The organism is Arthrobacter sp. MYb229 (assembly GCF_002975405.1).
Classification (GTDB): Bacteria; Actinomycetota; Actinomycetes; order Actinomycetales; family Micrococcaceae; genus Glutamicibacter.
Window position 1 is genome coordinate 697256 of record NZ_PCPS01000001.1, and the last position, 26341, is coordinate 723596.

Sequence of the window (26341 nt, forward strand, 5' to 3'; positions counted from 1 at the left end):
GAAGAGCAAAAGGGAGACATCCAGCAATGTCGCAGAACACCGAGATTGACCCGGTCTACAACGAAGAAATCGGCCACGGCAACTCGATCGCAGCCTGGGCCTGCGTCGGCACCATGATCGTCGGTTCGATCGTCGGCGGCGTCGCCTTCGCGTTCCACAACTCGGCCATCGTCTACGCGGGCGCGGGCATTATGGTGCTCGGCCTGATCGTCGGCTGGATCATGAAGAAGGCCGGTTTCGGCGTGGGCGGTTCGCGCAGCGGAGCAGCGCACTAAATTGACTGTTCTTGATGACATCATCGCGGGCGTCCGGGAAGACCTGGGCGCCCGTCGCGCCATCACCAGCCTCGCGCAGGTGAAGGCCGCCGCGGCCGCCATGCCGGCGGCCCGCGACGGCTTCGCGGCCCTCGGCGGCCAGGCCGGTCCCGCCGCGCGCGACACCATCCTGCGGGTGATCTCCGAGGTGAAGCGCAAGTCCCCGTCGAAGGGCGCGCTGGCGCAGATCCCCGAACCGGCGGAGCTCGCCGCGGCGTATGCCGCCGGCGGCGCCTCGGTGATCTCCGTGCTCACCGAACAGCGGCGCTTCGGCGGTTCGCTGGCCGATTTGGACGCGGTCCGCGAGGCGGTCTCGATTCCGCTGCTGCGCAAGGATTTCACCGTCGACGAGTACCAGATCTACGAGGCCCGGGCGCACGGCGCGGACCTCGTATTGCTCATTGTTGCGGCGCTGGATGATCAAACGCTCTCCAGTTTCCTAGAATTGACCCACGAGCTGGGAATGAACGCACTGGTGGAGACGCACACCGAGGAGGAAATCGCGCGGGCCGTAAAGGCCGGGGCGAAGATCATCGGCGTGAACGTGCGCAACCTGAAGACCCTCGAGGTCAACGTGGACACCTTCGGCGCGTTGGCCCCGTTGCTGCCAAGCGACGCGGTGCTCATCGCCGAGTCGGGTGTCGAATCGGCCGAACAGGTGGAAATCTACGCTGCGGCCGGGGCGGACGGAATCCTCGTCGGGGAGGCGCTGGTCAAGCACGCGGACCCGCAATCCACCGTCGCGGAGTTCATCGCGGCGGGTACCGCAGCCAAGCCGGCGCGCTAGGCGAGCCGAACCCAGATCTTCGGTGCCCGGCCAGGGCCTGCTTCCTGGCCGGGCACCGCTAAAAAATTCAAGAGAAGAGGGAATCGATGAACGCATCGGATGACTCGCTGAAACATGCCAGCGGACCGTATTTTGGGCAGTACGGCGGACGCTGGATGCCCGAATCGCTTATGGCGGCCATGGATGAGCTGAACGAGACGTTCGAGGCGGCCAAGGCCGACCCGGCGTTCATCGAAGAGGTCAAGGAGCTGAACCGCAGCTACTCGGGCCGCCCCTCGCTGCTGACCGAGGCGAAGCGCTTCTCCACCGAGGCCTGCGGCGGCGTGCGCGTATTCCTCAAGCGCGAGGACCTGAACCACACCGGCAGCCACAAGATCAACAACGTGCTCGGCCAGGCGCTGCTGGCCAAGCGCATGGGCAAGACCCGCATCATCGCGGAGACCGGAGCCGGCCAGCACGGCGTCGCCTCGGCCACCGCAGCGGCCCTGATGGGCCTGGAATGCGTGGTCTACATGGGCGCCGAGGACACCCGCCGGCAGGCGTTGAACGTCGCGCGCATGCAGCTGCTCGGCGCCACGGTGATCCCGGTGACCGTCGGCTCCCAGACGCTGAAGGACGCGATCAACGAGGCGCTGCGCGACTGGGTCGCCAATGTAGGCACCACCCACTACCTGCTGGGCACCGCCGCCGGCGGGGCCCCGTTCCCGGCCATGGTGCGTTACTTCCACGAGGTCATCGGCGAAGAAGCCCGCGAGCAGATCATCGCGCAGGCCGGCCGCCTGCCCGATGCGGTCACCGCCTGCATCGGCGGCGGATCGAACGCCATCGGCATCTTCCACGGCTTCCTCGACGACAAGGAGGTGGAACTCTACGGTTTCGAGGCCGGCGGCGACGGCGTGGACACCGACCGCCACGCCGCGACCATCACCCTGGGCAAGCCCGGCGTGCTGCACGGGGCGAAGAGCTACCTGATGCAGGACGACGACGGGCAGACCATCGAGTCGCACTCGATCTCCGCGGGACTTGACTACCCGGGCGTCGGCCCGGAGCACGCCTACCTGGCGGATATCGGCCGCGTGCACTACGAACCGGTCACCGACACCGAGGCGATGGACGCGTTCAAGATCCTCTGCCGCACCGAGGGCATCCTGCCGGCGATCGAATCCGCGCACGCGCTGGCCGGCACCATCCGGCTGGCGGCCCGCAAGATCGCCGAGGGCGCGCAGCCCGAAGAGACCATCATCATCGCAAACCTGTCCGGCCGTGGGGACAAGGACGTGTCCACTGCCGCGCAATGGTTCGGCATGCTCGATTCCGAGGCCGCCGAGAACACCCCGGAGGGCAACTAAATGTCGCGTGTCACTAGTGCAGAAAAGATCGCCGCGGCGCGTGCCGAAGGCCGCCCGGCGCTGATCGGCTACCTGCCCGCGGGCTTCCCGGACGTGGAAACCAGCATCGAGGCGGCCGTCGCGCTGGCCGAGAACGGGGTGGACGTCATCGAGATGGGCATCCCCTACTCGGACCCGGTGATGGACGGGCTGGTCATCCAGGAGGCGACCAACCACGCGCTGGCCAATGGCTTCCGCGTGGCACAGATCTTCGACATCGTGCGCGGGATCACCGAGCGCACCGACGCCGCGGTGATGGTGATGACCTACTGGAACCCGGTGCTGCGCCTGGGCGTGGACGAATTCGCCCGGCGCTTCGCCGAAGCCGGCGGGGCCGGGCTGATCACCCCCGACCTGGTGCCCGACGAGGCCGCCGAATGGCAGGCCGCAAGCGAGAAGTACGACCTGGAACGGGTGTTCCTGATCGCTCCGAGCTCCACCGAGGCGCGCGTGAAGCAGACCGTCGCGGCCTCCTCCGGGTTCGTCTACTGCGTTTCGCTGATGGGTGTCACCGGGGCGCGCAGCGAGGTTTCCTCCGCCGCGCAGGCCGTGGTGGACGCCGCCCATGCCGCCGGCGCCGCGAACGCCTGCGTCGGGCTCGGCGTTTCACGCCGCGAACACGTCACCGAGATCGGCGGCTACGCCGACGGGGTGATCGTGGGCACCGCGCTGGTCGCCGCGCTGCGCGACGGGGGAGTGCCCGCCGTGGGCCGCCTCGCCGCGGAGCTGAGCGGACGGGCCTAGGCATGCTCCCGGTCTCCATCCCGTCTCCGCCGGAGGAATTCTCCAAGCTCTCCCTGGGCCCGCTGACCATCCACGCCTACGCGCTGTGCATCTTGCTGGGCATCGTGCTGGCGCTGTGGCTGACCGGGCGGCGGATGCGTGCCCGCGGCGGCGACTCGGACCTGCTCTGGGACATCGTCATCTGGGCGATCCCCTTCGGCATCGTCGGCGGCCGGCTCTACCACGTGCTGATCACCGACCCGATGTACTACTTCGGGCTCGGCGGGCAGCAAGCGCACTGGGCCGAGATCCCGCAGCTCTGGCTGGGCGGACTGGGCATCATGGGCGCGGTCTCGCTGGGCATCGTCGGCGCCTGGATCGGCTGCCGGCGGAGCGGGGTGCGGCTCTCGGCCTTCATCGACGCCGTCGCCCCCGGCGTGCTGCTGGCCCAAGCCGTGGGCCGTTGGGGGAACTGGTTCAACCAGGAACTCTTCGGCGCGCCGACCACCCTGCCCTGGGGACTTGAAATCGACCCGGAGCACTATAACTTCCCGGCCTCGCTGCCGCCCGAGACGCTCTTCCACCCGACCTTCCTCTACGAATCATTGTGGAACCTGCTGGGCGTGGTGGTGCTGCTGGCGCTGGACAAGAAGTTCGCGCTGCGCCGCACAGCGTTGTTCTGCTGCTACGTGATTTGGTACGGCATCGGCCGGACCTTCACCGAGTCGCTGCGCCTGGACGCGGCGGAGATCATCAGCATCGGCCCGCTGTCCCTGCGCATCCACCAGTGGCTGGCCATCGCCCTGGTCGTCTTCGGCTCGCTGGCGCTGGCCTACGTGCTGGCGAAGCTGCGCGGGGAAGGCAAGGATTCGCTCTTCCTGCCCGGGCGCGAGCCGGCGGCCCGCGCCGCGGCGGCGGGCACCGACGCTCCGTCGAGCAACACCGAGCGGCAGATCATGAAGGACGACGAGCAGCCGCCGGGCTGATCGCGGAGCTGCCTCCGCACCTCCAACGGGGATCGAAAAACACCAGCGCGTGTTTTTTCGGTCCCCGTTTCGGCGTTAACGCGGGACTTTTTTGCCCCTCGGGTGGGCGGTACGCAATCTGCGCGAAACATTTAAAAATCGGCTCAACCCCGGGCGAAACAATGGAAAAGGCCAGCATCACCGCGAATAAACCTGCTTTTTAGCTGGCGCTGTGCGTGACCGTTTTAACATTTTCGAAACAAAACCGCGCGAAAGCGGGAAACATAGGGGGCGTAAGGTAAATCTACGCACCTCTCCGGGAGTCCACACCCCATGACCCGGGCGAGGCGCAGGAACCACAACGCGGTGGATCCTTCAACCTTCGAAGCAGCGCACCCGCTCGGCCCCACCCCGCCGGCGGCGCAGCTGGCCACGAGGTTAAGGCGACCGGTGGCTGACGCACCTTCGAGAATCCCCAAGGTGGGACCCGGTTCGCCTTTTTCCGCCGCATGAACCACGAAAGGCACGCTCATGAGCATGACCGGAGTCCAGTTGAACGCCTCGCCCGGATTTGGCGAGGCCGCCCCCTCGCCCTATACCCGATTCGCGGCAATTCCGCCGGCGCAGGGTTTATACGACCCGAGCGCCGAAAAGGATGCCTGCGGACTGGCGATGATTGCATCGCTGAAGAACCACCCAACTCATGAGATCGTCAGCCACGCGCTGACCGCGCTGCGCCGCCTGGAACACCGCGGGGCCATCGGCGCCGACGAAGGGACCGGCGACGGAGCGGGCATCCTGCTGCACCTGCCCGATGCCTTCCTGCGCGCCGTCACCGAATTCGAGCTGCCCGCCCCCGGGAGCTACGCGGTCGGCATGGGCTTCCTGCCCGCGGCGCAGAACGAACTGGAGTTCGCCAAGGCCGAACTCGAAGAGCTCGCCGCCGAAGAGTCGCTGACCGTGCTCGGCTGGCGCACCGTCCCGGTGGATCCGGAAGTACTTGGCGCCTCCGCCCGTGCGGTCATGCCGCATATCACCCAATTCTTCGTCGCCTCCAGCGCGGCCTCCGGTGAGCTCGACTCCCGGGCCCTGGACGCGGCAGCCTGGCGCATCCGCCGGCGCGCGCACAATAAGATCGGCGTCTACTTCGCCTCCTTCTCCGCGCAGTCCATCGTCTACAAGGGCATGGTCTCCACCGCCCAGCTCGAGCCGTTCTTCCCGGATCTGTCCGACGAGCGCTTCACCAGCCGCTGCGCGATCGTGCACTCGCGCTTCTCCACCAATACCTTCCCGTCGTGGCCGCTGGCCCAGCCGTTCCGCACCATCGCGCACAACGGCGAGATCAACACCGTCAAGGGCAACCGCAACTGGATGCGCGCCCGCCAGTCGACCCTGGAATCCGAGCTGCTCGGCGAGGTGCCCGAGGAGCTCTTCCCGATCTGCACCCCCGGCGCCTCGGACTCCGCGAGCTTCGACGAGGTCGCCGAGATGCTGATGCTCTCGGGGCGCAAGGTCACCGAGGCGATCATGATGATGATCCCGCAGCCCTGGGAAAACGACACCCAGATGGACGCCGATCTGCGCGCCTTCTACCAGTACCACTCGATGCTCATCGAACCGTGGGACGGCCCGGCGGCGGTCTGCTTCACCGACGGCCAGCTGGCCGGCGCGGTGCTGGACCGCAACGGACTGCGCCCGGCGCGCTGGTGGGTCACCGACGACGACCTGGTGGTGCTCGCCAGCGAGGTCGGCGTCATCGACATCGCCGAGGAGCATATCGTCTCCAAGGGCCGCGTGGCCCCGGGCAAGATGTTCGCGCTGGACCTGAATGCCGGACGCATCGTGGATGACGCCGAGATCAAGGCCGAGGTCGCCGCCGCGAAGCCGTGGCGCGAATGGGTCGGGACGAATATCAAGTCCCTGGAGGAGTTCCCGGACCTGGAGCATGTGCGCCACAATTCGGCCTCCGTGTTGCAGCGCCAGCTGACCTTCGGCTACACCGCCGAGGAGCTGCGCATGCTGCTGGCCCCGATGGCCACCACCGGCGCCGAGCCGCTGGGCGCCATGGGCACCGACAGCCCGATCGCCGCGCTCTCGCAGCGCCCGCGGCTGCTCTTCGACTACTTCACGCAGTCCTTCGCCCAGGTCACCAATCCGCCGCTGGATGCGATCCGCGAGGAGCTGGTCACCTCGATGCGCACCTCCATCGGACCCGACGGCAACCTGCTCTCCCTGGACCGCGTGGCGCAGACGCAGATCGATCTGGACTACCCGGTGCTGACCAACGACCAGGTCGCGAAGATCGTGAACCTGCGCGACGCGTCGGGCGCCAAGTACTCGCTGAAGGTCCGCGGGCTCTACCGCCCGGCCGGAGGCGAATCCGAACTGCGGGCCCGGCTGCAGGAAATCTGCGAAAAGGTCTCCGCCGCGGTGAACCGCGGGGTGCGCTACATCGTGCTCTCGGACCGCGACTCCTCCGCGGCCTGGGCTCCGATTCCGTCGCTGCTGCTGACCTCCGCGGTGCACCACCACCTGCTCAAGAGCTCGACCCGCACCCGCGTGTCGCTGATCATCGAGTCCGGCGACGCCCGCGAGGTCCACCACATCGCGCTGCTCATCGGCTACGGTGCCAGCGCCATCAACCCGTACCTCGCGCTGGAAAGCGTCGAGCAGCTGGCCGAGGAAGGCTCGCTGCCGGGCATCACCGGGCAGGCCGCCGCCGCGAACCTGATCAAGTCCCTGGGCAAGGGGGTGCTGAAGATCATGAGCAAGATGGGCATCTCCACGGTGTCCTCCTACTGCGGGGCGCAGACCTTCGAGGCCGTGGGGCTCTCCCAGCGCGTGGTCGACCAGTACTTCACCGGCACCGCCACCAAGCTCTCGGGCATCGAGCTCGACGTCGTCGCCGCCGAGGCCGCGGCCCGGCACGCCCGGGCCTACCCGGAGCATTCCGGGGCGAGCCAGCCCAACGAGCTGGAGGTGGGCGGGGAGTACCAGTGGCGCCGCGAAGGGCCGCCGCACCTGTTCGACCCGCAGACCGTATTCCGCCTGCAGCACTCCACCCGGACCCGCCGCTACGACGTGTTCAAGGAGTACACCAAGGCCGTCGACGACCAGGCCTCGGAGCTGAAAACCCTGCGCGGGCTGCTGAAGTTCAACACCGAGTCCATCACCCCGATCCCCATCGACGAGGTGGAACCGGTCAGCTCGATCGTGAAGCGCTTCGCCACCGGGGCGATGAGCTACGGTTCGATCTCCGCCGAGGCGCACGAGACCCTGGCCATCGCGATGAACCGGCTGGGCGGCAAGTCCAACACCGGTGAGGGCGGCGAGGATCCCGAGCGGCTGCTCGACCCGGTGCGCCGCAGCGCCGTGAAGCAGATCGCCTCGGGCCGCTTCGGGGTGACCAGCCTGTACCTGACCAACGCGGATGACATCCAGATCAAGATGGCCCAGGGCGCGAAGCCCGGCGAGGGCGGCCAGCTGATGAGCCAGAAGCTCTACCCGTGGATCGCCAAGACCCGCCACTCCACCCCGGGCGTGGGACTCATCTCCCCGCCGCCGCACCACGACATCTACTCGATCGAGGACCTGGCCCAGCTGATCCACGACGCGAAGTGCTCCAATCCGGCGGCGCGCGTGCACGTGAAGCTGGTCTCCGAGTCCGGCATCGGCACCGTCGCGGCCGGCGTGGCCAAGGCGAAGGCCGACGTCGTGCTGATCTCCGGGCACGATGGCGGCACCGGCGCTTCGCCGATGAATTCGCTCAAGCATGCGGGTACCCCGTGGGAGATCGGCCTGGCCGAGGCGCAGCAGACGCTGATCCTCAACGGGTTGCGCGACCGCGTCACCGTGCAGGTGGACGGCCAGCTGAAAACCGGGCGCGACGTGCTCATCGGCGCGCTGCTCGGCGCCGAGGAATTCGGCTTCGCCACCGCCCCGCTGGTGGTTTCGGGCTGCATCATGATGCGCGTGTGCCACCTGGACACCTGCCCGGTGGGCGTGGCCACGCAGAACCCCGCGCTGCGCGAACGCTTCAGCGGCAAGGCCGAATTCGTGGTGAACTTCTTCGAGTTCATCGCGCAAGAGGTCCGCGAACTGCTCGCCAGCCTGGGTGCGCGCACCCTGGAGGAGGTCATCGGCCGGGTGGAGCTGCTCAGCGGCGCGCAGGCCGGCGCCCACGACAAGGTCCAGTCCCTGGCCCTGGGCGCGATCACCCACGTGCCCGACGTGGAACTCACCGCACGCCGCCGCCGGATCGGCCAGGACCACGGTCTTGACAAGCATCTGGACCAGCGGCTCTTGGCCGCGGCCGCGCAGACCCTAGCGGACCGGATCCCGGTGGTGATCGACGCGGACATCGTGAACACCGACCGTTCGGTGGGCACGCTGCTCGGCCACCACGTGACCAAGACCTTCGGGCTCGAGGAACTGGCCGCGGACACCATCCGGGTGAACCTGGCCGGGCGCGCGGGCCAGTCCCTGGGCGCCTTCCTGCCCGCCGGCATCACCCTCGGGCTCTCCGGCGACGCGAACGACTACGTCGGCAAGGGGCTTTCGGGCGGACGGATCTCCATCCACCCGCCGCGCACCACCCTGTCCAACCCGCAGGACCAGGTGATCGCCGGAAATGTGGTCGGCTACGGCGCGACCAGCGGTGAGATGTTCATCAACGGCATGGTCGGCGAACGGTTCGCGGTGCGCAACTCGGGCGCCACGATCGTCACCGAAGGCATCGGCGAACACGGCTGCGAATACATGACCGGCGGCCGAGTGCTGATCCTGGGCGCCACCGGACGCAACTTCGGCGCCGGGATGTCCGGCGGCATGGCCTGGGTGCTGGACTTCGAGGAGAAGAACCTGAATCCGCTGGCCGCCGCGGCCGGCGATCTGCTGGTCCGCGGGATCAACGACGATGAGGCGCAGACGATCCACGCGCTGCTCACCGAGCACATCGCGCTGACCGCCTCGCCGCAGGCGCAGCGCCTGATCCTGGATTGGGAGCAGACCCGCCAGCGCTTGACCAGCATCATCCCGCGCGATTTCGCCGCGGTTGAAAATATCCGTGCCGAAGCGGCGGCCGCCGGAGAGAATCCGGATTCGCCGCAGGTATGGGACAAGATTTTGGAGGTGACCCGTGGCTGATCCACGCGGATTCTTGAAGGTGACCGAACGCGTCACCCAACCCAAGCGCCCGGTGCCGGTGCGCCTGATGGACTACAAGGAGGTCCTTGAGCGCCAGCAAGCAGGCACGCTGCAGGAGCAGGCCTCGCGCTGCATGGACTGCGGCATCCCGTTCTGCCACCAGGGCTGCCCGCTGGGCAACCTGATCCCGGAGTTCAATGACCTGACCTACCGCGGGCGGATGGACGATGCCGCGGCCCGGCTGCTGAGCACCAACAACTTCCCGGAACTGACCGGTAAGCTGTGCCCCGCTCCCTGCGAGGCGGCCTGCGTGCTGAGCATCAACCAGCCCGCGGTCACCATCAAGCAGGTCGAGGCCGAGCTGGCCGAGCATCTGATGGACGCCGGCGACTTCATCGCGCAGCCGCCGGCGCGCCACACCGAGAAGCGCGTGGCCATCGTCGGTTCCGGTCCGGCCGGACTGGCTGCCGCCCAGCAGCTGACCCGGGTGGGCCACACCGTGGCGGTCTACGAGCGCGACGAGCAGATCGGCGGCCTGCTGCGCTTCGGCATCCCGGACTTCAAACTCGAAAAGCAGATCATCGACCGCCGCCTGGACCAGATGCGTGAGGAAGGCACGATCTTCCGCACCGGCATCGAGATCGGCAAGGAGATCAGCTGGGATCAATTGCGTCGCGATTATGACGCGGTGATCGTCGCCACCGGCGCCACCATCCCGCGGGAGCTGCCCATCCCGGGCCATGACCTGGATGGCGTGCACCACGCCATGGAGTTCCTCACAGAGAACAACCGCGTGGTGGCCGGAACCCTGGACGCTGCGCGCATCGATGCGAAGGGCAAGCACGTGATCGTGCTCGGCGGTGGCGACACCGGATCCGACTGCATCGGCACCGCGCTGCGCCAGGGAGCCGCTTCGGTGACCACCTTGGCCATCGGCCAGAAGCCGCCGACCGAACGCGCCGACACCCAGCCGTGGCCCACGATGCCGCTGCTCTTCGAGGTGCAGTCCTCGCATGAGGAGGGCGGCGAACGCAGCTATCTGGCCTCGACCGTGAACTTCGTTTCCGGCGAGGGAGCCGAGCAGAATAAGGTGATCGGTGTTACAGTTGCAGAGACAGAATTCGTTGCCGGCAAGCGCCTGCCGAAGCCTGGGACGGAACGCGTTATCAAAGCGGATCTGGTTCTCCTGGCTCTTGGCTTCACCGGTCCGGAACCTTCCGGGCTCGATGAGCAGCTCAGCATCGAATTCGACAACCGGGGCAACGTCGCCCGAGATGGCTACTACATGACGAACTCCGAATCGGTGTTCGCCGCCGGAGATGCCGGTCGGGGGCAGTCGCTGATCGTCTGGGCTATCGCCGAAGGCCGCGCTTGCGCCGCCGGAGTCGATAAGTTCCTGATGGAAACGACGAACCTTCCTGCACCAGTTGCTCCAACAGATAGAGCCATCAGCATCATTTGAGTGGCATAGGCTTTGATGCGGCGAACCCAAACGGGTTCGCCGCATTTTGCCTATGCAAACATGAAAGGCATTTGGCTGACGGTATGAGACGCGCAAAAATTGTGGCAACATGGGGCCCGGCCCTAGCGAGCTATGAAAACACCGTAGCGGTACTTCAAGCGGGCGTAGACGTCGCCCGACTGAACATGAGCCATGGAGACTACTCCATGCATGCTCAATCCTTGGCAAACGTACGTAACGCGGCGACCGAGGTGGGGCGCGCGGTCGGCATTTTCGCAGACCTGCAAGGCCCGAAGATCCGCCTGGGTCGTTTCAAGGACGACGCCAAGTACATCTTGGAAGTCGGCGAAGAATTCACCATTACCATCGAGGACATCCAGGGTACTCGCAACCTGTGCTCGACCACCTTCAAGGGCTTGCCAACCGATGTGAAGCCGGGGGACTTCCTGCTGATCAACGACGGCAAGGTGAAGCTCAAAGCCATCGAGGTCACCGATACCGAGGTGCGCTCCGAGGTCGTGGTCGGCGGCGAGGTCTCCAATAACAAGGGCATCAACCTGCCCGGCGTTGCGGTCAACGTGCCGGCGCTGAGCGAAAAGGACGAGGACGATCTGCGCTGGGCCATTCGTGCCGGCGTCGACATGATCGCGTTGTCCTTCGTGCGCAATGCCAGCGATATCGAGCGCGTGCACGAAATCATGGACGAGGAAGGCCGCCGCCTTCCGGTGATCGCAAAGATCGAGAAGCCGCAGGCAGTTGCCGCGCTGGAAGAAATCATCAACGCCTTCGACGCGATCATGGTTGCCCGTGGCGACCTGGGCGTGGAGCTGCCGCTGGAAGACGTTCCGGTGGTGCAGAAACGTGCGGTGGAGCTCGCGCGCCGCTGGGCCAAGCCGGTCATCGTCGCCACCCAGGTGCTCGAATCGATGATCGAATCGCCGACCCCAACCCGTGCCGAGGCTTCGGACTGCGCCAACGCGGTGCTCGACGGCGCCGACGCGGTGATGCTTTCGGGGGAGACCTCGGTGGGCGCCTACCCGGTGGAGACCGTGGAAACCATGTCGCGCATTATTTCCTCCACCGAGCAGCACGGGCTGGATCGCATTCCACGTCTCGGCTCGCAGCCGAAGACCCGTGGCGGCGCGATTACCCGTGCGGCCGTGGAAATCGCCGATCAGCTCGACGCGAAATACATCGTCGCCTTCACCCAGTCCGGTGACTCCGCACGACGCCTTTCGCGCCTGCGCCCGAAGCGCCCGGTGCTGGCCTTCACCCCGCTGCAGCAGACCTACAACATCATGACCCTGATGTGGGGAGTGCAGGCACGCCTGGTGGCCTACGCGGACCACACCGACAAGATGACCGCACAGGTCGATGAGCAGCTGCTCAGCGAAGGCCTGGCCCAGATCAACGATCTGGTTTGCATCGCTGCCGGTTCCCCTCCGGGGCAAGCCGGTTCGACCAATTCGCTGCGCGTGCACAAGGTCGGGGACCTGGCTGATGCCGGTCAGCTGGTCGACGGCAAGCCAATGCCGGCGCGCGAAGTTGTCGGGCCATGGGATCCTGCGAACGTTTCGACGCCCAAGGATCTCTAAGCCGTAGCTTTGAGCCAACAAAAGTGAGCCTGCCCGCAAGATCGTTTCATCGATCCTGCGGGCAGGCTCATTCGCGTTTGGAACCAATCCATCCTCGCTGCGAGATGCATCACAGGGGCGAATAATTAAAAGAAAAAATGCCGCCGGAGAGAGTTTTCACTTTCTCCGACGGCATTCATGATGTGCCCAAGGTGGGACTCGAACCCACACATCTTTCGATACCGCATTTTGAGTGCGGCGCGTCTACCGATTCCGCCACTTGGGCGAGCACATTGACGAGTTTACTAGAGGTTTCGTAGATTTCCTAATCGATAACCTCGCGTCATCGCCCTAATAAGGGTACATGCAAGTAGGCTTAGATACGAAACGGGAGCAGCGCGGCTCGCCGCGAAATACATCTTGAATTCTGCCGGCTAACGAGGCAGGTACGCAGACCACTAAGGAAGGCGCCCTATGAGCGAGCTACCAGAAATTACCAAAATCCCTTCCGAGGCGCCTTCCGCGGCGCGACGCGTGCTCGTAGCCGAAGACGAGACGCTGATCCGCCTGGATATCGTTGAGATCTTGCGCTCCGAAGGCTATGACGTGGTGGCCGAGGTCGACAACGGCCAGAGCGCGCTGGAGAAGGCGCGTGAGTTGAAGCCGGATCTGGTGCTGATGGATGTAAAGATGCCGGTGATGGATGGCATTACCGCCGCCGAGTCGATCGTCAAGGAGCGCATCGCCCCCGTCGTGCTGCTCACCGCATTCAGCCAAAAGGAATTGGTGGAGCGGGCGCGCGAAGCCGGCGCCATGGCCTACGTGGTCAAGCCCTTCACCCCGGCCGACCTGACCCCGGCGATCGAAATCGCGATTTCGCGCAACGACGAGCTGCGTGCCCTGGAGTCCGAGGTCAGCAACCTCGCCGAGCAGTTCGAGACTCGAAAGCTTGTGGACCGGGCCAAGTCGCTGCTCATCACCAAGATGGGGTTGACCGAACCGGAAGCATTCCGCTGGATCCAGAAGACCTCGATGGACCGTCGACTGAGCATGCGGCAGGTCGCGGACACCGTGATCGATCAGGTTAAGTAGCCTCCCGCCATTGCCTGCGGCGCAGCGAGCCGCGCGAATGTGCGCCAAGCCACCTATGGTTTGGCGCACATTTTCTCTGCCCGCAAAAGCGCGATCCGGCATGAACGCGGTAATTGCCTACTTGGGCACCAAAAGTTCATGCGGAATTTGCCCGGGGTTGGTTGACTGGCCGGATTGACGTATCTGTTCAGGGGCATAAGATTGAAATTGCGCTTTGAGCCCAATCCCGCACGCCATCATCTTCGCTGGATTTTGCAGCTCTCGGCCCAAGTTCTTTTTCCTTGCCGTTCGACCCTCAGGCTGGTATTCAATGGATTTGACGCTAATCGTCGTCCTGGTCATCGCCTTGGCGTTGTTTTTCGACTTCACCAATGGTTTTCATGACACGGCCAATGCGATGGCCACCCCAATCGCAACCGGAGCAATCACTCCAAAAAAGGCTGTAGCTCTCGCTGCGGTTTTGAACCTCGTCGGTGCTTTCCTCTCTACGGAGGTAGCCAAGACGATTTCTGGCGGCATTATCAACGAAGATCCCACCACCGGCGTGCAGATCATGCCGGAAATGATCTTTGCGGGACTTATGGGCGCGGTGATCTGGAACGTATTCACCTGGATGCTCGGCCTGCCTTCAAGCTCCTCCCACGCCCTGTTCGGTGGGCTGGTTGGCGCCGCGATCGTCGGTGCCGGGTTCGGCGCCATCGACTACGGGGTGTTGCTCTCCAAGGTGCTTCTGCCGGCATTGTGCGCCCCGCTGATTGCGGGCATTTCCGCGTATCTATGCACGAAGCTTGCGTACTCGATCACGAAGCGGCAGAACGGCGCCTCGCCTAAACGCGGAGGCTTCCGCTACGGACAGATCTTCTCTTCCTCGCTCGTGGCGCTGGCGCACGGCACCAATGACGCGCAGAAGACCATGGGTGTTATCACCCTGACTCTGGTCGCTTCGGGGATGCAGCGCGCCGGCACCGGCCCGCACCTGTGGGTCGTTGCAACCTGTGCGGTGGCCATTGCCTTGGGCACCTACACCGGTGGCTGGCGCATTATCCGCACCATGGGTTCGGGGCTCACCGATGTGAAGCCCGCGCAGGGCTTCGCCGCCGAGGTTTCGACCGCCTCGGCAATTCTCACCTCATCGCACCTGGGCTTCGCCTTGTCCACCACGCAGGTGGCATCCGGCTCGGTCATCGGTTCCGGCCTGGGACGCAAGGGCGCAGAAGTGCGCTGGGGCACCGCGGGCCGCATTGCCCTGGGGTGGCTGTTCACCCTTCCGGCGGCCGCCATCGTTGGCGGTGCCGCCGCGGCGCTGACCCATATCGGCGCAGTCGGCGTCGGGATCGTCGCCGTCGTCGGCGTGGGAACCCTGCTGCTGTTCTGGTACATGTCCCGCAAGGACCATGTGGGGCACGATACCGCGATGTCCGACATCGATAATTCGGGAGCCGCGGTCAATATCCTTTCGAAGAAGGAGCGTCGCGCCCGCGCCAAGGCCGAAGCAACGGCGGCCCGGAAGCTTGCGCAGGAAGCCATGGACAAGGAAGCGGATATCTCATGATCGAATGGTCAGCTTTTCTCATCGTCGCGCTGGTCAGCTGGGTAGCTGCCATGTGCATCGTCGTCGCATACTCCTTTGGCGTGCGCCTGCTGGCGGTGGCCCGCGACGAGCACCGCAATACCCAGGTTAATAAGTACGGCGCCTACCTCTGCTTCGGACTGTGCGGGCTGATCGTGCTCTTCGGCGTGGTGCTCATCGTTCCGCAGCTGAGCGAAGCGATCTTGGGCCTCTAGGCATCCGGCACGCCCGGTGGGCGGCAAAAACTAGATATTGCCTTCGATGGAGGCACCCCTAGACTGGAGCTATGACTAGCTTCAAGTACTACGTGGGTGCCTCCATCGACGGCTTTGTGGCCGATCAGTCGGGCGACACGCATTGGCTACGCCCATTTACCGAGCTGCCCGGCTACCAGGCCGACCTTCGCGAGTTCTTCGACAGCATCGGCGCGGTGGTCGTCGGCGGCAAAACCTACGAAACGATCGTGCGGGATATCGGCGAGGGGCACCTGCAATGGCCATTCGGCGCGAAGCCGGTGTGGATCTTCACGCACCATGAGCTTCCCTCGTTGCCCGACACGGACCTGACCTTCATCCGCGGTGAAATCAGTTTCTGGAGCCGTGACATTGCCAAAAGCGCCGGCGCCGGAGATGTCTGGCTCGTGGGCGGTGCGGATCTGGCCGGCGGCTTTATCGAGGCCGGAATGCTCGACGAACTCACCGTGGTGACGGTGCCGGTGTTCCTCGGCGGCGGGGTGAACATTTTCGGCCGCGATGCCAACGCGCAGCTATCCGGACTGAAAATCCGTGAACTCGGCGACGATATCTTCGCCGCAAGCTACGCCGTCTCCTAGCGCTCGGCTAGCCCTCGATGGGCAGGAGCATATTGGTGATTCGGGCCGTGGCCACGCGTTGGCCTGCCTCGTTGGTGATGACGATCTCATGGGTGGTGACGCGCCGGCCCAAATGCAGCGGCGTGCACACGGCGCTGACCAAGCCCTGGCGCGCGGCCTTGTGGTGGGTGACATTCAGGTCGACTCCTACCGGGTTTGCCTTGCCCCGTGCGTGCAGGGCGGCAGCCATCGAGCCCAAGGTTTCGGCCAGCGCGGCGGATGCCCCGCCGTGCAGGATGCCCACCACCTGAGCGTTTCCTGCGACCGGCATGGTCGCGCAAACTCGGTCGGCGCCAAACTCGGTGAAGTGGATATCAAGCTTTTCGACTAGGGTGCCCACCCCGTGTCCCTGGAGAAAAGGCCACATCGCCTGCGGGACACCATGCCTAGTCAACTGCTGGGCAAAGGGGTGTGCTGAAGATTGCTCGTCGTGAGAAGTGAAATTGTCGCTCATGGCAACTAGGCTTTCAGGTGTGAGCGAAACTACCAAAACGACATTCACGTCGGACAAGAAACTTCTGATCATCGACGGACACTCGATGGCCTTCCGCGCGTTCTATGCGCTGCCAGCCGAAAACTTTGCGACAAGTACCGGCCAGCACACCAATGCCGTCCACGGATTCGTCTCCATGCTATTGACGATGATCCGCCAGCAGAAGCCCACGCACGTTGCGGTGGCCTTCGACCTGGACACCCCAACGTTCCGTTCCCTGGAATACACCGAATACAAGGGCGGACGAAATAAGACTCCGGAAGAATTCTATGGCCAGATCGACCTGATTCAAGAGGTCATGAAGGCGATGAACATTCCCAGCATCACCCTTGAAAGCTTTGAGGCCGACGACATCCTGGCCACCCTGGCAACCCAGGGCGAAGCGCAGGGCTTCGAAGTCCTTGTCGTCTCCGGTGACCGCGATGCCTTCCAGCTGATCACCGACAAGACCATGGTGCTCTATCCGAAGAAGGGCATTAGCGATATCCCGCCGATGGACGCCGAAGCGGTAGAAACCAAGTATTTCGTGCGCCCCGAGCGCTACTCGGATCTGGCCGCGCTGGTGGGGGAGACCGCCGACAACCTGCCGGGCGTGCCCGGCGTGGGACCGAAGACCGCCGCGAAATGGCTGAACCTCTACGGCGACCTCAACGGCATCCTGGAAAATGCCGACGCGATCAAGGGCAAGGTCGGCGAGAGCCTGCGCGCCCACCTGGACAACGTCACCCGCAACCGGCGGCTGAACCAGTTGCGCCACGATCTGGAACTGCCGGTGACCCTGGACGAAGCCGAACTGGTCGCGCCGAACCGCGACGAGATCGAAAACCTCTTTGACGCCCTGGAATTCAACACCCTGCGCAAGCGGCTCTTCGATCTCTTTGCCGCGCAGGAGGACGAAGAGCAGCCCGAAGCGGCGGCGTTCGAGCGACTTGAAGCGAAGGATGCGAAGGCACTGGGCGAATTCATCGCCCAGGGCGAGGGAGCGCCGATTGCGGTGCAAGCGGCGGTGACCGCGGGCGAAGCCGTCGGGGTGGCACTGTTCCGTGAGGGCAAGGCGCTCTGGCTGGAACTGTCCAGCCTGGGCGAAGACACCGAGAAGGTGCTTGCCGGCTTCCTGGCCGACGCGCAGGCACCGAAGATCTTCCACGACGCGAAACTCGCCATGCACCGGCTCTACGAGCGTGGCTTCCGCGTCGCCGGCCTAGGCGATGACACGTTGATCAGCGCCTACCTGATCCAGCCGGACCGGCGCAGCCACGAGCTGGTGGATCTGGTGCAATACCACCTGAAGTACACGGTACCGGTGCTCAAGCCGGCGAAGAAGGGCGAACTGGATCTGGGTCTCACCGCGGACCTGATCGAGCCGACGCTGGCGCAGGCACAGGCGATTTTTGATCTGTCCGCGTTCCTCGCCACCAAGCTCGCCGAAAAGCATGCCGCGGAGCTGGCCAAGGACATGGAGCTGCCGCTGATCGACGTGCTCTTCGAGATGGAGCGTGCGGGCATCGCAGTGAGCCGGGAACGCCTGGACGAGCTGCACGCGCACTTCACCTCGCAGGTGGACCAGGCCACCAAGGAAGCCTACGATTCCATCGGGCACGAGGTGAACCTCTCCAGCCCGAAGCAGCTGCAGGTGGTGCTCTTCGAAGAGCTCGACCTGCCGAAAACCAAGAAGATCAAAACCGGTTTCACCACCGATGCCGAATCCCTGCAGGATTTGCTGGTCAAGACCCAGCACCCGTTCCTGGTGGCGCTGATGGCGTACCGCGAGGCGATCAAGCTGCGCCAGACCGTTGAGGGGCTGCTCAAATCGATCGGCGACGATGGCCGGATCCACACAACCTATGCGCAGACGGTGGCCGCGACCGGACGCTTGTCCAGCCTGAACCCGAACCTGCAGAACATCCCGATCCGCTCCGAAGAGGGTCGGCGCATCCGCGACGTGTTCGTCGTCGGCGAGGGATACGAAACCCTGCTGACCGTGGACTACTCGCAGATCGAAATGCGTATCATGGCGCACCTGTCCGGCGACGAGGGCCTGATCGAGGCCTACCAGAGCGGCGAGGACCTGCACCGGTTCGTCGGTTCGCATGTCTTCGACGTGGCCCCCGAAGAGGTCACCAGCGAGATGCGTTCGAAGGTGAAGGCGATGAGCTACGGCCTGGCCTACGGGCTGAGCTCCTTCGGGCTGTCCAAGCAGCTGAAGATCTCCGTCGATGAGGCGCGCACGCTGATGAAGGACTACTTCGCACGCTTTGGCGCGGTGCGCACCTATCTGCGTTCCGTCGTCGACCAGGCGCGCAAGGACGGCTACACCGAAACGATCTTCGGCCGCCGGCGCTACCTGCCGGAGCTCAACAGCTCCGATCGCAGGCTGCGCGATATCGCCGAACGCGCGGCGCTGAACGCGCCGATCCAGGGATCCGCCGCGGATCTGCTGAAGGTCGCGATGCTGAACATTGCCAAGCTGCTGGCCGAGGGGAAGTACAAATCCCGGATGCTTTTGCAGGTGCACGATGAGCTGGTGCTGGAGATAGCCGCCGGTGAACTCGACGCGGTGCAGGAACTGGTGACGGGCGAGATGAGCCGGGCCGCCGAGCTGAAGGTCCCCTTGGACGTCCAGCCGGGCATCGGCAAGTCCTGGCATGAGGCCGAGCACTAAGAGCCCTGCTCCCGAAGCGAAGCAAACACCGAGGGGCAGGGGCATCTGATGGTGCACCTGCCCCTCGGTGCGAACCACTGTGCATGATGGAAGAGACGAACATGGAACAGCGCTCGCGCCGCTGGGCTTTGAAGGCCGGAGCCTTGGGCTTCGGGGCAGCCGCAGCGGGGCTGCTTAGCAGCTGCGCTGCACAGGTGCCCAAGGGTGCGTCGGAATCGATGGCTGCATCCTCGCCTGCTTCGACAACCAGTACCCCTGCAACCAACGCGCCCTCGTCCGTTGCCAGCCCCGCGCAGCAGTACCCCACGCGCGCGCAGATCATCGAGCAATTCAAGAATGCTCCGGCAGGCGAGTTCGGTTTGGAGGCCAAGGGGATCGAACTGGCGATGCCCACCGGGAAAAATAGGGTGGCGCTGACCTTTGACGCCTGCGGGGGAGCGCATGGTTCGGCTATCGACCATGCGCTGATCGATGCCTTGCGCGAGCGCGAGGTGCCCGCAACATTGTTCGTCAACCAGCGATGGGCCAGGAGCAACGGCAGATACTTGGCGCAGCTGGTAGACGATCCATTGTTTGAAATCGCAAATCATGGAACCTCGCATGTTCCATTGACCATAGATGGGCAAGCGGCCTACGGAATTTCCGGAACTCGTTCGGTGGGCGAAGCCTACGACGAGGTCATGGGCAACCAGCGGTATCTGAACGATGAGTTCGGGGTGGCGGCGCGGTTTTTCCGATCGGGCACCGCGCATATGGATGAGGTCTCAGCGGCGCTGTGCCGCCAGCTGGGACTGATCCCGATGAACTTCACGGTGAATCTGGATGCGGGCGCGACCTTCCCGGCAGCAACGGTGGCCGCACAATTTCAGTTGCTGAAGGACGGCGGCGTGGGGATCGGGCATTTCAACCAACCGGCGTCAGGCACGGCCCGGGGGATCGCTCGCGGACTGGCTGGTGCCCTCCAGGACGGACTGGAGTTCGTTAAGCTCTCCGAAGCCTGGTGAACCCCTTGCGCCGCACCGGCGCTAGCATAGACTGTGATCAGCCACATATTTCCTGCCGAGGAGCACGATGGAATTAGCAAGCAAGCCGAAGCTGGAAACCCGGACCTACCAGGCCACCGTCCGCAGCCCCGAGCTCGATGAATCGATCAAGCTGTTCCACCAGGCCACCGGGATCGGCTTCTATGAGCAGCTGCCCGAAGAGAACCAGTGGTCGAACTACCTGGATCTGACCTACGCGCTGAAAATGCGCTTTTCACTGGTGTTCGATCCAGCTGCCGAGCCGCACTCGCGACATGCCGCGCACCCGGTGCACACCTATGGCGCGTTCCCAGGGCTGCTCAATGCCGGCGGCCAGGCGCCCGTTGCAGCGCACAAGATTACTGCGGTCACGGTCGCTCCGAGCTATCGGCGGCGCGGAATCCTGTCGAGGCAGATCACTGCCGACCTGGCTTATGCCCAGCAGGCGGGATTCCCGATTGCGGCGTTGACCGCGTCGGAGGCGACCATTTACGGGCGGTACGGCTTCGAGCCAGCCACCTACCAAAGCCGATTCACGCTCAAGTGCGCCCACGGGGTCAAGCTGCGGGTGCAGGTGCCTGGACAGGTGATCGACATTGATCCGAAGCAGTTCGGGGCCGAGTATGCTGCGCTGGCCGTGCGTGCGCTGGAGCAAACCTTCGGTTCCGTGGACAGCACCGAGTACGACAACGGCTTCGCCCTGGGACGCTGGGACACTTGGGAGACCTTGGATAAGCCGAAGAACCTGCGCTTCGCCGCTTATTACGACGGCGCCGGCCAGCTCGGTGGTTTCGCCGCCTACAAGTTCGGCGGATGGGATGAGCCCAAGGCAAAGCTGGTCGTGCAAAAGCTGGTGGCCACGAGCGACGCCGCCCGCTTCAAGCTCTTCGAGTACCTGGGCAACCATGACCTGGTCGAGGAAGTGCACGGCCAAGGCCCTGTGGCGGATCCACTGCGCAATGTACTGGATAACGTGCGGGACTACCAGGTGCGTTCGATCGATGATGTGCTGTGGCTTCGGGTGCTTGACGTTGCCGCTGCCTTCGAAGCCCGCGGCTACCAGCGTGACGGCCGTCTGCTGTTGTGCGTGAATGATCCGATGAACCTGATCTCCGGAACCTACCTGTTCGACGTGTCCGATTCCCGCGCCACGGTGAGCCGAATCGAGGAAGGGCAGGCCGAATCCGATCTGCCGCGGGTGGCGCTGTCGGAGCGGGATCTGGCTGGACTGTATCTGGGCACTGTTCAGCTGGACCTCCTGCTTGCGTCAGGACGCGCTGAACTGGAAGGCGGAGGAACAGCAGGGCCGTGGCTGGACTTATTCAGCACGGCTTGCGAGGGATTCACTCCGCACGGTTTCTAGTGGGACGGGTCGCATTAACCGGCAGATATGACGAAGTTCACAAAACGCTTGCGAGGATGTTGGCGGGTTACGCTTTGACCCGCCGTGTGCTAGGCGCGTAGACTTGAACAGCGTGCCATGGCTTTGTCGTGTCCGCATTCATGTTCTACCCCCTTCGAAATTCCGGGACTTCCGGGGTTTCGACTGATCAAATCTATCCACATCGGAGTCCCTACTACATGACCATCACCTCGAACGAGAACAGCAGCGCACCAGTTGTCGCAATTAACGACATCGGATCCGCTGAGGACTTCTTGGCCGCAGTCGATGCCACCATCAAGTACTTCAACGATGGTGACCTCGTCGAAGGCACCGTCGTCAAGGTTGACCACGACGAAGTTCTGCTCGATATCGGTTACAAGACCGAAGGTGTCATCCCTTCCCGCGAGCTTTCCATCAAGCACGACGTTGACCCAGGTGAAGTTGTCACCGTTGGCGACAGCGTCGAAGCCTTGGTCCTGACCAAGGAAGACAAGGAAGGCCGTCTGATCTTGTCCAAGAAGCGCGCTCAGTACGAGCGTGCCTGGGGCGACATCGAGAAGATCAAGGAAGAAGACGGCGTCGTTACCGGTACCGTCATCGAGGTTGTCAAGGGTGGCCTCATCCTGGACATCGGCCTGCGTGGCTTCTTGCCAGCATCGCTCGTCGAGATGCGCCGTGTGCGCGACCTGGCTCCGTACATCGGCCAGGAAATCGAAGCCAAGATCATCGAGCTGGACAAGAACCGCAACAACGTTGTGCTTTCCCGCCGTGCATGGCTCGAGCAGACCCAGTCCGAGGTCCGCTCGACCTTCCTCAACAAGCTGGAAAAGGGCCAGGTTCGTCCGGGCGTCGTTTCCTCCATCGTCAACTTCGGTGCATTCGTGGACCTTGGCGGCGTAGACGGTCTCGTCCACGTTTCCGAGCTGTCCTGGAAGCACATCGACCACCCATCCGAGGTTGTCGAAGTTGGCCAGGAAGTCACCGTCGAGGTTCTCGAAGTCGATCTGGACCGCGAGCGCGTTTCGCTGTCGCTGAAGGCTACCCAGGAAGATCCTTGGCAGACCTTCGCCCGCACTCACGCGCTGGGCCAGGTTGTACCAGGTAAGGTCACCAAGTTGGTTCCATTCGGTGCGTTCGTTCGCGTCGAAGACGGCATCGAAGGCCTTGTCCACATCTCCGAGCTTGCAGTGCGCCACGTTGAACTGGCCGAGCAGGTTGTCTCCGTGGGCGACGAGCTGTTCGTCAAGGTCATCGACATCGACCTGGAACGCCGCCGCATCTCGCTGTCGCTCAAGCAGGCTAACGAAGGCGTGGACCCAGAGGGTACCGAATTCGATCCAGCTCTGTACGGCATGGCCGCAGAGTACGACGAAGAGGGCAACTACAAGTACCCAGAGGGCTTCGACCCAGAGTCGAACGAATGGCTCGAGGGCTTCGACACCCAGCGCGCCGCTTGGGAGGCACAGTACGCTGCCGCTCAGGAGCGTTGGGAAGCTCACAAGAAGCAGGTTGTTGCCGCAATCGCTGCCGACGCAGAAGCAGAGCCTGCTGCTGCCGGCGAAACTGCCGCAGCTGCTGCTCCAGCATCGTACTCCTCGGAGGCTCCAGCCACCGATGCAGGCACCCTGGCTTCGGACGAAGCACTGGCTGCCCTGCGCGAGAAGCTGACCGGCAACTAATTTCTGTTGCTGCGCTGAGCTTAGCGTCAAGCTAGGCAAGTACTGAGAGGAAAGGTCCAACCCGCTCCGGGTTGGGCCTTTCCTTCATTTAACTGCTCTTTTCCAGATGCGGTTCATCCAGGCTGCGTAGGGGGCGTATTGAAGATCAACCCAAAGGTGGAGTGCAAGCATAAAGTCCGGCCTATAGACTAAATCATTGTTAGCGGGTAGTCGAGGCCGGTGAGGATAAGCAATGGCTCAGTTGAAGGCGAGATACGCCTCGGAGGGAGTGCGGGCGGCGCAAAGCAAGCCTGTGCCGTTCTACTCGGTGACCGAGGAAGAGTGGCGCAGCATCCCGCGCGACATCCCCAATGTGATCGTCCTGCTCGCGAGCTGGCTGCCGCTGATCGCGTTGAACGTTTACCTGTTCCGCTTCGCCTACCGCGATCGGGAAGAGCTCGAACTGGGCGGACTGCTGACCTTCTCGGTGATCGCCGCATGCGTTGCGGTGATGTGGGCCGCCTGCCGGATCGCGCCCTGGCTGGCTTTGACGGCGACGGCCGCGCTGTATCTGATCCTGCAGCCAGTGGGTGTGCCGCAGCTGGTGCTGCTGGGCAGCGGCGCCTTCTTCGGGCTGCTGGCGCTGACGGGACTGTTCAATCAGCTGCGCTTTATCGCCAGGTTGCGTCGTTGGCGTGCTCTTTCAACCTCCACGGTCGATATTCCGCCCGAGCAGCGCTCGCGGTTGCACGCCTACCGGCAATTGCCGAAAACGTTGTGGTATCTGGCGCTGGGCTCGATGATCTACCCCTTGCTGAAGCTGGTCTGGCAGTTTTTCACCGATGCGAAGCAGGTGGTCAACGCGCTGGATCGGGATCGCATCGACTCCCTGGTCATCGGAGTCATGGCATTGGCTCTGTGCCTGGTCGTGGTGCTCGTGCGGTTCATCGAACAACGGCTGGCCGGGCACCTTGCACTGGAGATCCCGCTGGCCCGGGGATATGGACCGCTGAGTTTCACCGCGGTGGGCAAGGTGGTGCCGGCCGAGCCGCTGTCCGGGGGCGGATGCGACTGCACGGATCCGGGCCGGGAGCCCAAGACGCTGGAATACGGGCAATTCGCCGAATGCCTCGATAACTGCCGGGTGCATGGGATCGCGGCGGTTAATAACTTGAGCCCCGCCGAATTCTTGCGCGTGGCCGATCAGCCATGGGTCTGGGGCGAGCATGTCAGCGACCGTCTGGTGCGGCGCGGGGACCGGATGGTGATCGCCGGGCTCAGCGGCTGGGACTCGATGCCGGTGCGTTTGGAGGTGCGTACGGTGTTCGGCCAGGGCCGCCAAGCGGCCGCGAACTACCTGCCGCGCCGGGCCGCGGAACCGCGCAAACGCCAGACGCGTGGACTGCATTGGCGCGATGGAGCGGATAACACCATGCAGGTCGAACAGTTTGACCCGGCCGCACTGCCGGAGTTCGAGCGGATCTCCTTGGCTGGCGCCGGGATCGATGGCTATGCGGTGCGGGTGCGCAGCAAGCGGCCGTTTATCTGCGGGCACCTGGTAGGCTAGGCCGCGCGGCGGGCATTGATGCTGTTGCGTTGCGGAGTCTGCGTCGGATCGACGAATTTGGGCAGGATGACCTGCGGGACGCCGCCGTTGGAGGCAACCTTCAGCACTCCGGCATGCACGTCGTGATGATGCCCGGTGCACAGGCAGCAGCCCAGGTACACCGCGGTGGGTCCACCGTTTGACCACCACCAGATGTGGTGGAGTTCGCAGTGCTCGGGCGGCACGGTGCAACCGGGCACAATGCAGCCACGGTCTCTGGCTTTGATCGCCCGGCGCATGTACTTGGGGAAGTTTCGTTGTTCGCGGCCGATGTCCAGGATTTCTCCGCGGCCGCCGAGCACCAGGGGAATGATCTTCGCTTTGGCCAGGGCCTGTCTCAGGTCGGTGGGCCGCATTTCAAAGCCGCTGTCGGTCACCCCGTGGGTTTTGGCCAATCCGGTCAGCTCCGCCAAGGTCAGATGGACCATGATGGTGGGCTGAACCACCGGGATCTCGAGGTCCGCCGGGGCGAGCGCCTCGCCGGGTGTGCCCGCGGAGGGCTTCTGCGCGGTGCGGGCGGTCAGCAGCCGGCTGAGCTTCTTGCTATTGACCGTCAACAGGTTCATCAGCCCCTGCAGTCGGCGCCGGGCGACCGTCGCCTCCACCAGCGGGTTCCAGGTGCTCGCCGCGGCCTGTTCGTCGGAGACGAAATCCGGGTGCTCCGGGATGGTGCCCGGTGCGTTGGCCGATTCGACTTGGCGGCTGGCGGCGCCGGCCTCGGTGCGCGGATTGTCCGCCTGCGAAAGCAGCGATTCGAAGGCATCGGCGTCCAAGGCGGAGAGCCGGACCTGGTAGACGATGAGCCCATCCTTTTCACCCTGGCGGTAGATTCCGGCAGCCGACTCCGGCTCGAGCTCGGCAGCAGTGGCCTTGGCGGATTTGATCAGCTGGTTCAACTTCTTGGACCGGGTTTTCGGTTCCGGCTCCTCCAGCAGTTCCACGGCGGCTTCTTCGACCAGCTGCCCGCTGGCATCCTGCGCACAGGCCGTGCCGGGTGCGTCGAATTCTCCCGGAACCGGTTCGAGCTTATGCAGCCGGCGGGCGGCGCTCAGCGTTTCGCGAGGGTCGGCGCGGCGGGTCGCGAAGCGTTGGGCGAGGCGGGGGAATTGCGCCGGGTAGCGGTTTCCCTGCTGGTCGAATTGGCAGATGACCAGGTGCGCGTCCTCCACCCGGCGGCGGGCCTCGAAAATGTCGAGGTTCAGCCAGGCGGCGAGGAGTTCCGTCGCGCCCTTGTAGCTGGGGCGGGACTCGGCGAATGCCGGGGCGGTGGCGTAGTCGATGGCCTGCGCGCGCAGCGCGTCGAGGGTGGCGATGTCCAAGCGGTGCGCGCCGCTGGCTTCGACCAGGTGGGCGCAGTGGGTTTGGGTGCGGACCGCCTCATGGGCCAGCCGTTCGGTGTGCGTGCTCAGGGCCAGCGCGGCCCGCGGGTCGGTGAGCGTGGTGCTGGCGGTGCGCAGGGCGGGCAGGATATCGGCGGCGAGCGAGGACAGGGTCAGCAGCTCGGGGGTGGAAAGTTCCCCCGAGCCGGCCAGCTGCGCTTGCAGATCCGCGACGGTCTGCTCGATCCTCGTACTCATGGCTCCAGTGTGCCCGGGGCGCGGTCCGAAGCGCGCGGCCGGGTTCCG

Annotated in this window: 19 protein-coding genes and 1 tRNA gene; 17 read left to right on the plus strand and 3 right to left on the minus strand. The window is 64.5% G+C overall.

Annotation, left to right across the window (positions count from 1 at the left end; genetic code table 11):
* Positions 1-26: 26 nt before the first annotated feature.
* From CQ019_RS03290 to pyk, 8 genes are all read left to right on the plus strand, one after another.
* Positions 27-275 (plus strand): HGxxPAAW family protein, encoded by a 249-nt coding sequence (locus CQ019_RS03290; RefSeq protein ID WP_105552347.1) that lies wholly within the window; start codon positions 27-29, stop codon positions 273-275.
* Position 276: 1 nt separating this feature from the next.
* Positions 277-1101 (plus strand): indole-3-glycerol phosphate synthase TrpC, encoded by an 825-nt coding sequence (gene trpC, locus CQ019_RS03295; protein ID WP_105568911.1) that lies wholly within the window; start codon positions 277-279, stop codon positions 1099-1101.
* An 86-nt stretch (positions 1102-1187) separates the two neighbouring features.
* On the plus strand, positions 1188-2450 hold the full coding sequence (trpB, locus tag CQ019_RS03300; protein WP_105552345.1) for a tryptophan synthase subunit beta: 1263 nt from the start codon (positions 1188-1190) through the stop codon (positions 2448-2450).
* The gene (gene trpA / locus CQ019_RS03305; RefSeq protein WP_096285238.1) at positions 2451-3233 is read left to right on the plus strand and encodes a tryptophan synthase subunit alpha; all 783 of its coding nucleotides are present in this window, start codon (positions 2451-2453) and stop codon (positions 3231-3233) included. It begins immediately after the preceding gene.
* A 2-nt stretch (positions 3234-3235) separates the two neighbouring features.
* Positions 3236-4198, plus strand: a complete 963-nt coding sequence (gene lgt, locus CQ019_RS03310; RefSeq protein ID WP_105568912.1) for a prolipoprotein diacylglyceryl transferase — start codon at positions 3236-3238, stop codon at positions 4196-4198.
* A gap of 510 nt (positions 4199-4708) precedes the next feature.
* Positions 4709-9322 carry a glutamate synthase large subunit gene (gene gltB, locus CQ019_RS03315; RefSeq protein WP_374954775.1) on the plus strand — a complete coding sequence of 1538 codons (4614 nt, stop codon included), beginning with the start codon at positions 4709-4711 and terminating at the stop codon, positions 9320-9322.
* On the plus strand, positions 9315-10784 hold the full coding sequence (locus CQ019_RS03320; protein ID WP_105552343.1) for a glutamate synthase subunit beta: 1470 nt from the start codon (positions 9315-9317) through the stop codon (positions 10782-10784). The genes gltB and CQ019_RS03320 overlap by 8 nt, the downstream gene beginning before the upstream one ends.
* A gap of 83 nt (positions 10785-10867) precedes the next feature.
* Positions 10868-12379 carry a pyruvate kinase gene (pyk, locus tag CQ019_RS03325; RefSeq protein WP_105552342.1) on the plus strand — a complete coding sequence of 504 codons (1512 nt, stop codon included), beginning with the start codon at positions 10868-10870 and terminating at the stop codon, positions 12377-12379.
* A gap of 183 nt (positions 12380-12562) precedes the next feature.
* On the opposite strand, the gene CQ019_RS03330 is transcribed toward pyk, so the two are convergent.
* Positions 12563-12644: transfer RNA gene (locus CQ019_RS03330), tRNA-Leu, on the minus strand.
* 188 nt (positions 12645-12832) lie between these two features.
* On the opposite strand from CQ019_RS03330, the gene CQ019_RS03335 reads away from it, so the two are divergent.
* The 4 genes from CQ019_RS03335 to CQ019_RS03350 all read left to right on the plus strand — a co-directional run bounded on the left by CQ019_RS03335 (position 12833) and on the right by CQ019_RS03350 (position 15852).
* A complete protein-coding gene (locus CQ019_RS03335) occupies positions 12833-13450 on the plus strand; it encodes an ANTAR domain-containing response regulator (protein WP_096285230.1) in 618 nt (205 codons plus the stop codon).
* Positions 13451-13760: 310 nt separating this feature from the next.
* The gene (locus CQ019_RS03340) at positions 13761-15002 is read left to right on the plus strand and encodes an inorganic phosphate transporter (RefSeq protein WP_105568913.1); all 1242 of its coding nucleotides are present in this window, start codon (positions 13761-13763) and stop codon (positions 15000-15002) included.
* Complete coding sequence (locus CQ019_RS03345; RefSeq protein ID WP_105552340.1) at positions 14999-15235, plus strand: hypothetical protein; 237 nt, start codon at positions 14999-15001, stop codon at positions 15233-15235. Before CQ019_RS03340 ends, CQ019_RS03345 begins: the two co-directional genes overlap by 4 nt.
* 71 nt (positions 15236-15306) lie before the next feature.
* Positions 15307-15852 carry a dihydrofolate reductase family protein gene (locus tag CQ019_RS03350; protein WP_105568914.1) on the plus strand — a complete coding sequence of 182 codons (546 nt, stop codon included), beginning with the start codon at positions 15307-15309 and terminating at the stop codon, positions 15850-15852.
* 7 nt (positions 15853-15859) lie between these two features.
* Here CQ019_RS03350 and CQ019_RS03355 read toward each other — a convergent pair whose 3' ends face one another.
* On the minus strand, positions 15860-16345 hold the full coding sequence (locus tag CQ019_RS03355) for a hotdog fold thioesterase (protein ID WP_105568915.1): 486 nt from the start codon (positions 16343-16345) through the stop codon (positions 15860-15862).
* Here CQ019_RS03355 and polA point away from each other — a divergent pair.
* From polA to CQ019_RS03380, 5 genes are all read left to right on the plus strand, one after another.
* Positions 16344-19046, plus strand: a complete 2703-nt coding sequence (polA, locus tag CQ019_RS03360; RefSeq protein WP_105552337.1) for a DNA polymerase I — start codon at positions 16344-16346, stop codon at positions 19044-19046. The two genes, CQ019_RS03355 and polA, sit on opposite strands and share 2 nt — an antisense overlap.
* Before the next feature lie 101 nt (positions 19047-19147).
* On the plus strand, positions 19148-20050 hold the full coding sequence (locus tag CQ019_RS03365) for a polysaccharide deacetylase family protein (protein ID WP_105568916.1): 903 nt from the start codon (positions 19148-19150) through the stop codon (positions 20048-20050).
* 67 nt (positions 20051-20117) lie between these two features.
* Positions 20118-21431 carry a GNAT family N-acetyltransferase gene (locus CQ019_RS03370; protein WP_105568917.1) on the plus strand — a complete coding sequence of 438 codons (1314 nt, stop codon included), beginning with the start codon at positions 20118-20120 and terminating at the stop codon, positions 21429-21431.
* Between the two features lie 218 nt (positions 21432-21649).
* Complete coding sequence (gene rpsA / locus CQ019_RS03375; RefSeq protein ID WP_105552334.1) at positions 21650-23131, plus strand: 30S ribosomal protein S1; 1482 nt, start codon at positions 21650-21652, stop codon at positions 23129-23131.
* A 232-nt stretch (positions 23132-23363) separates the two neighbouring features.
* Positions 23364-24677: a hypothetical protein gene (locus CQ019_RS03380; protein ID WP_105568918.1), complete on the plus strand. Its 1314-nt coding sequence runs from the start codon at positions 23364-23366 to the stop codon at positions 24675-24677.
* On the opposite strand, the gene CQ019_RS03385 is transcribed toward CQ019_RS03380, so the two are convergent.
* On the minus strand, positions 24674-26293 hold the full coding sequence (locus CQ019_RS03385; protein ID WP_105568919.1) for an HNH endonuclease signature motif containing protein: 1620 nt from the start codon (positions 26291-26293) through the stop codon (positions 24674-24676). The two genes, CQ019_RS03380 and CQ019_RS03385, sit on opposite strands and share 4 nt — an antisense overlap.
* Positions 26294-26341: the final 48 nt, after the last annotated feature.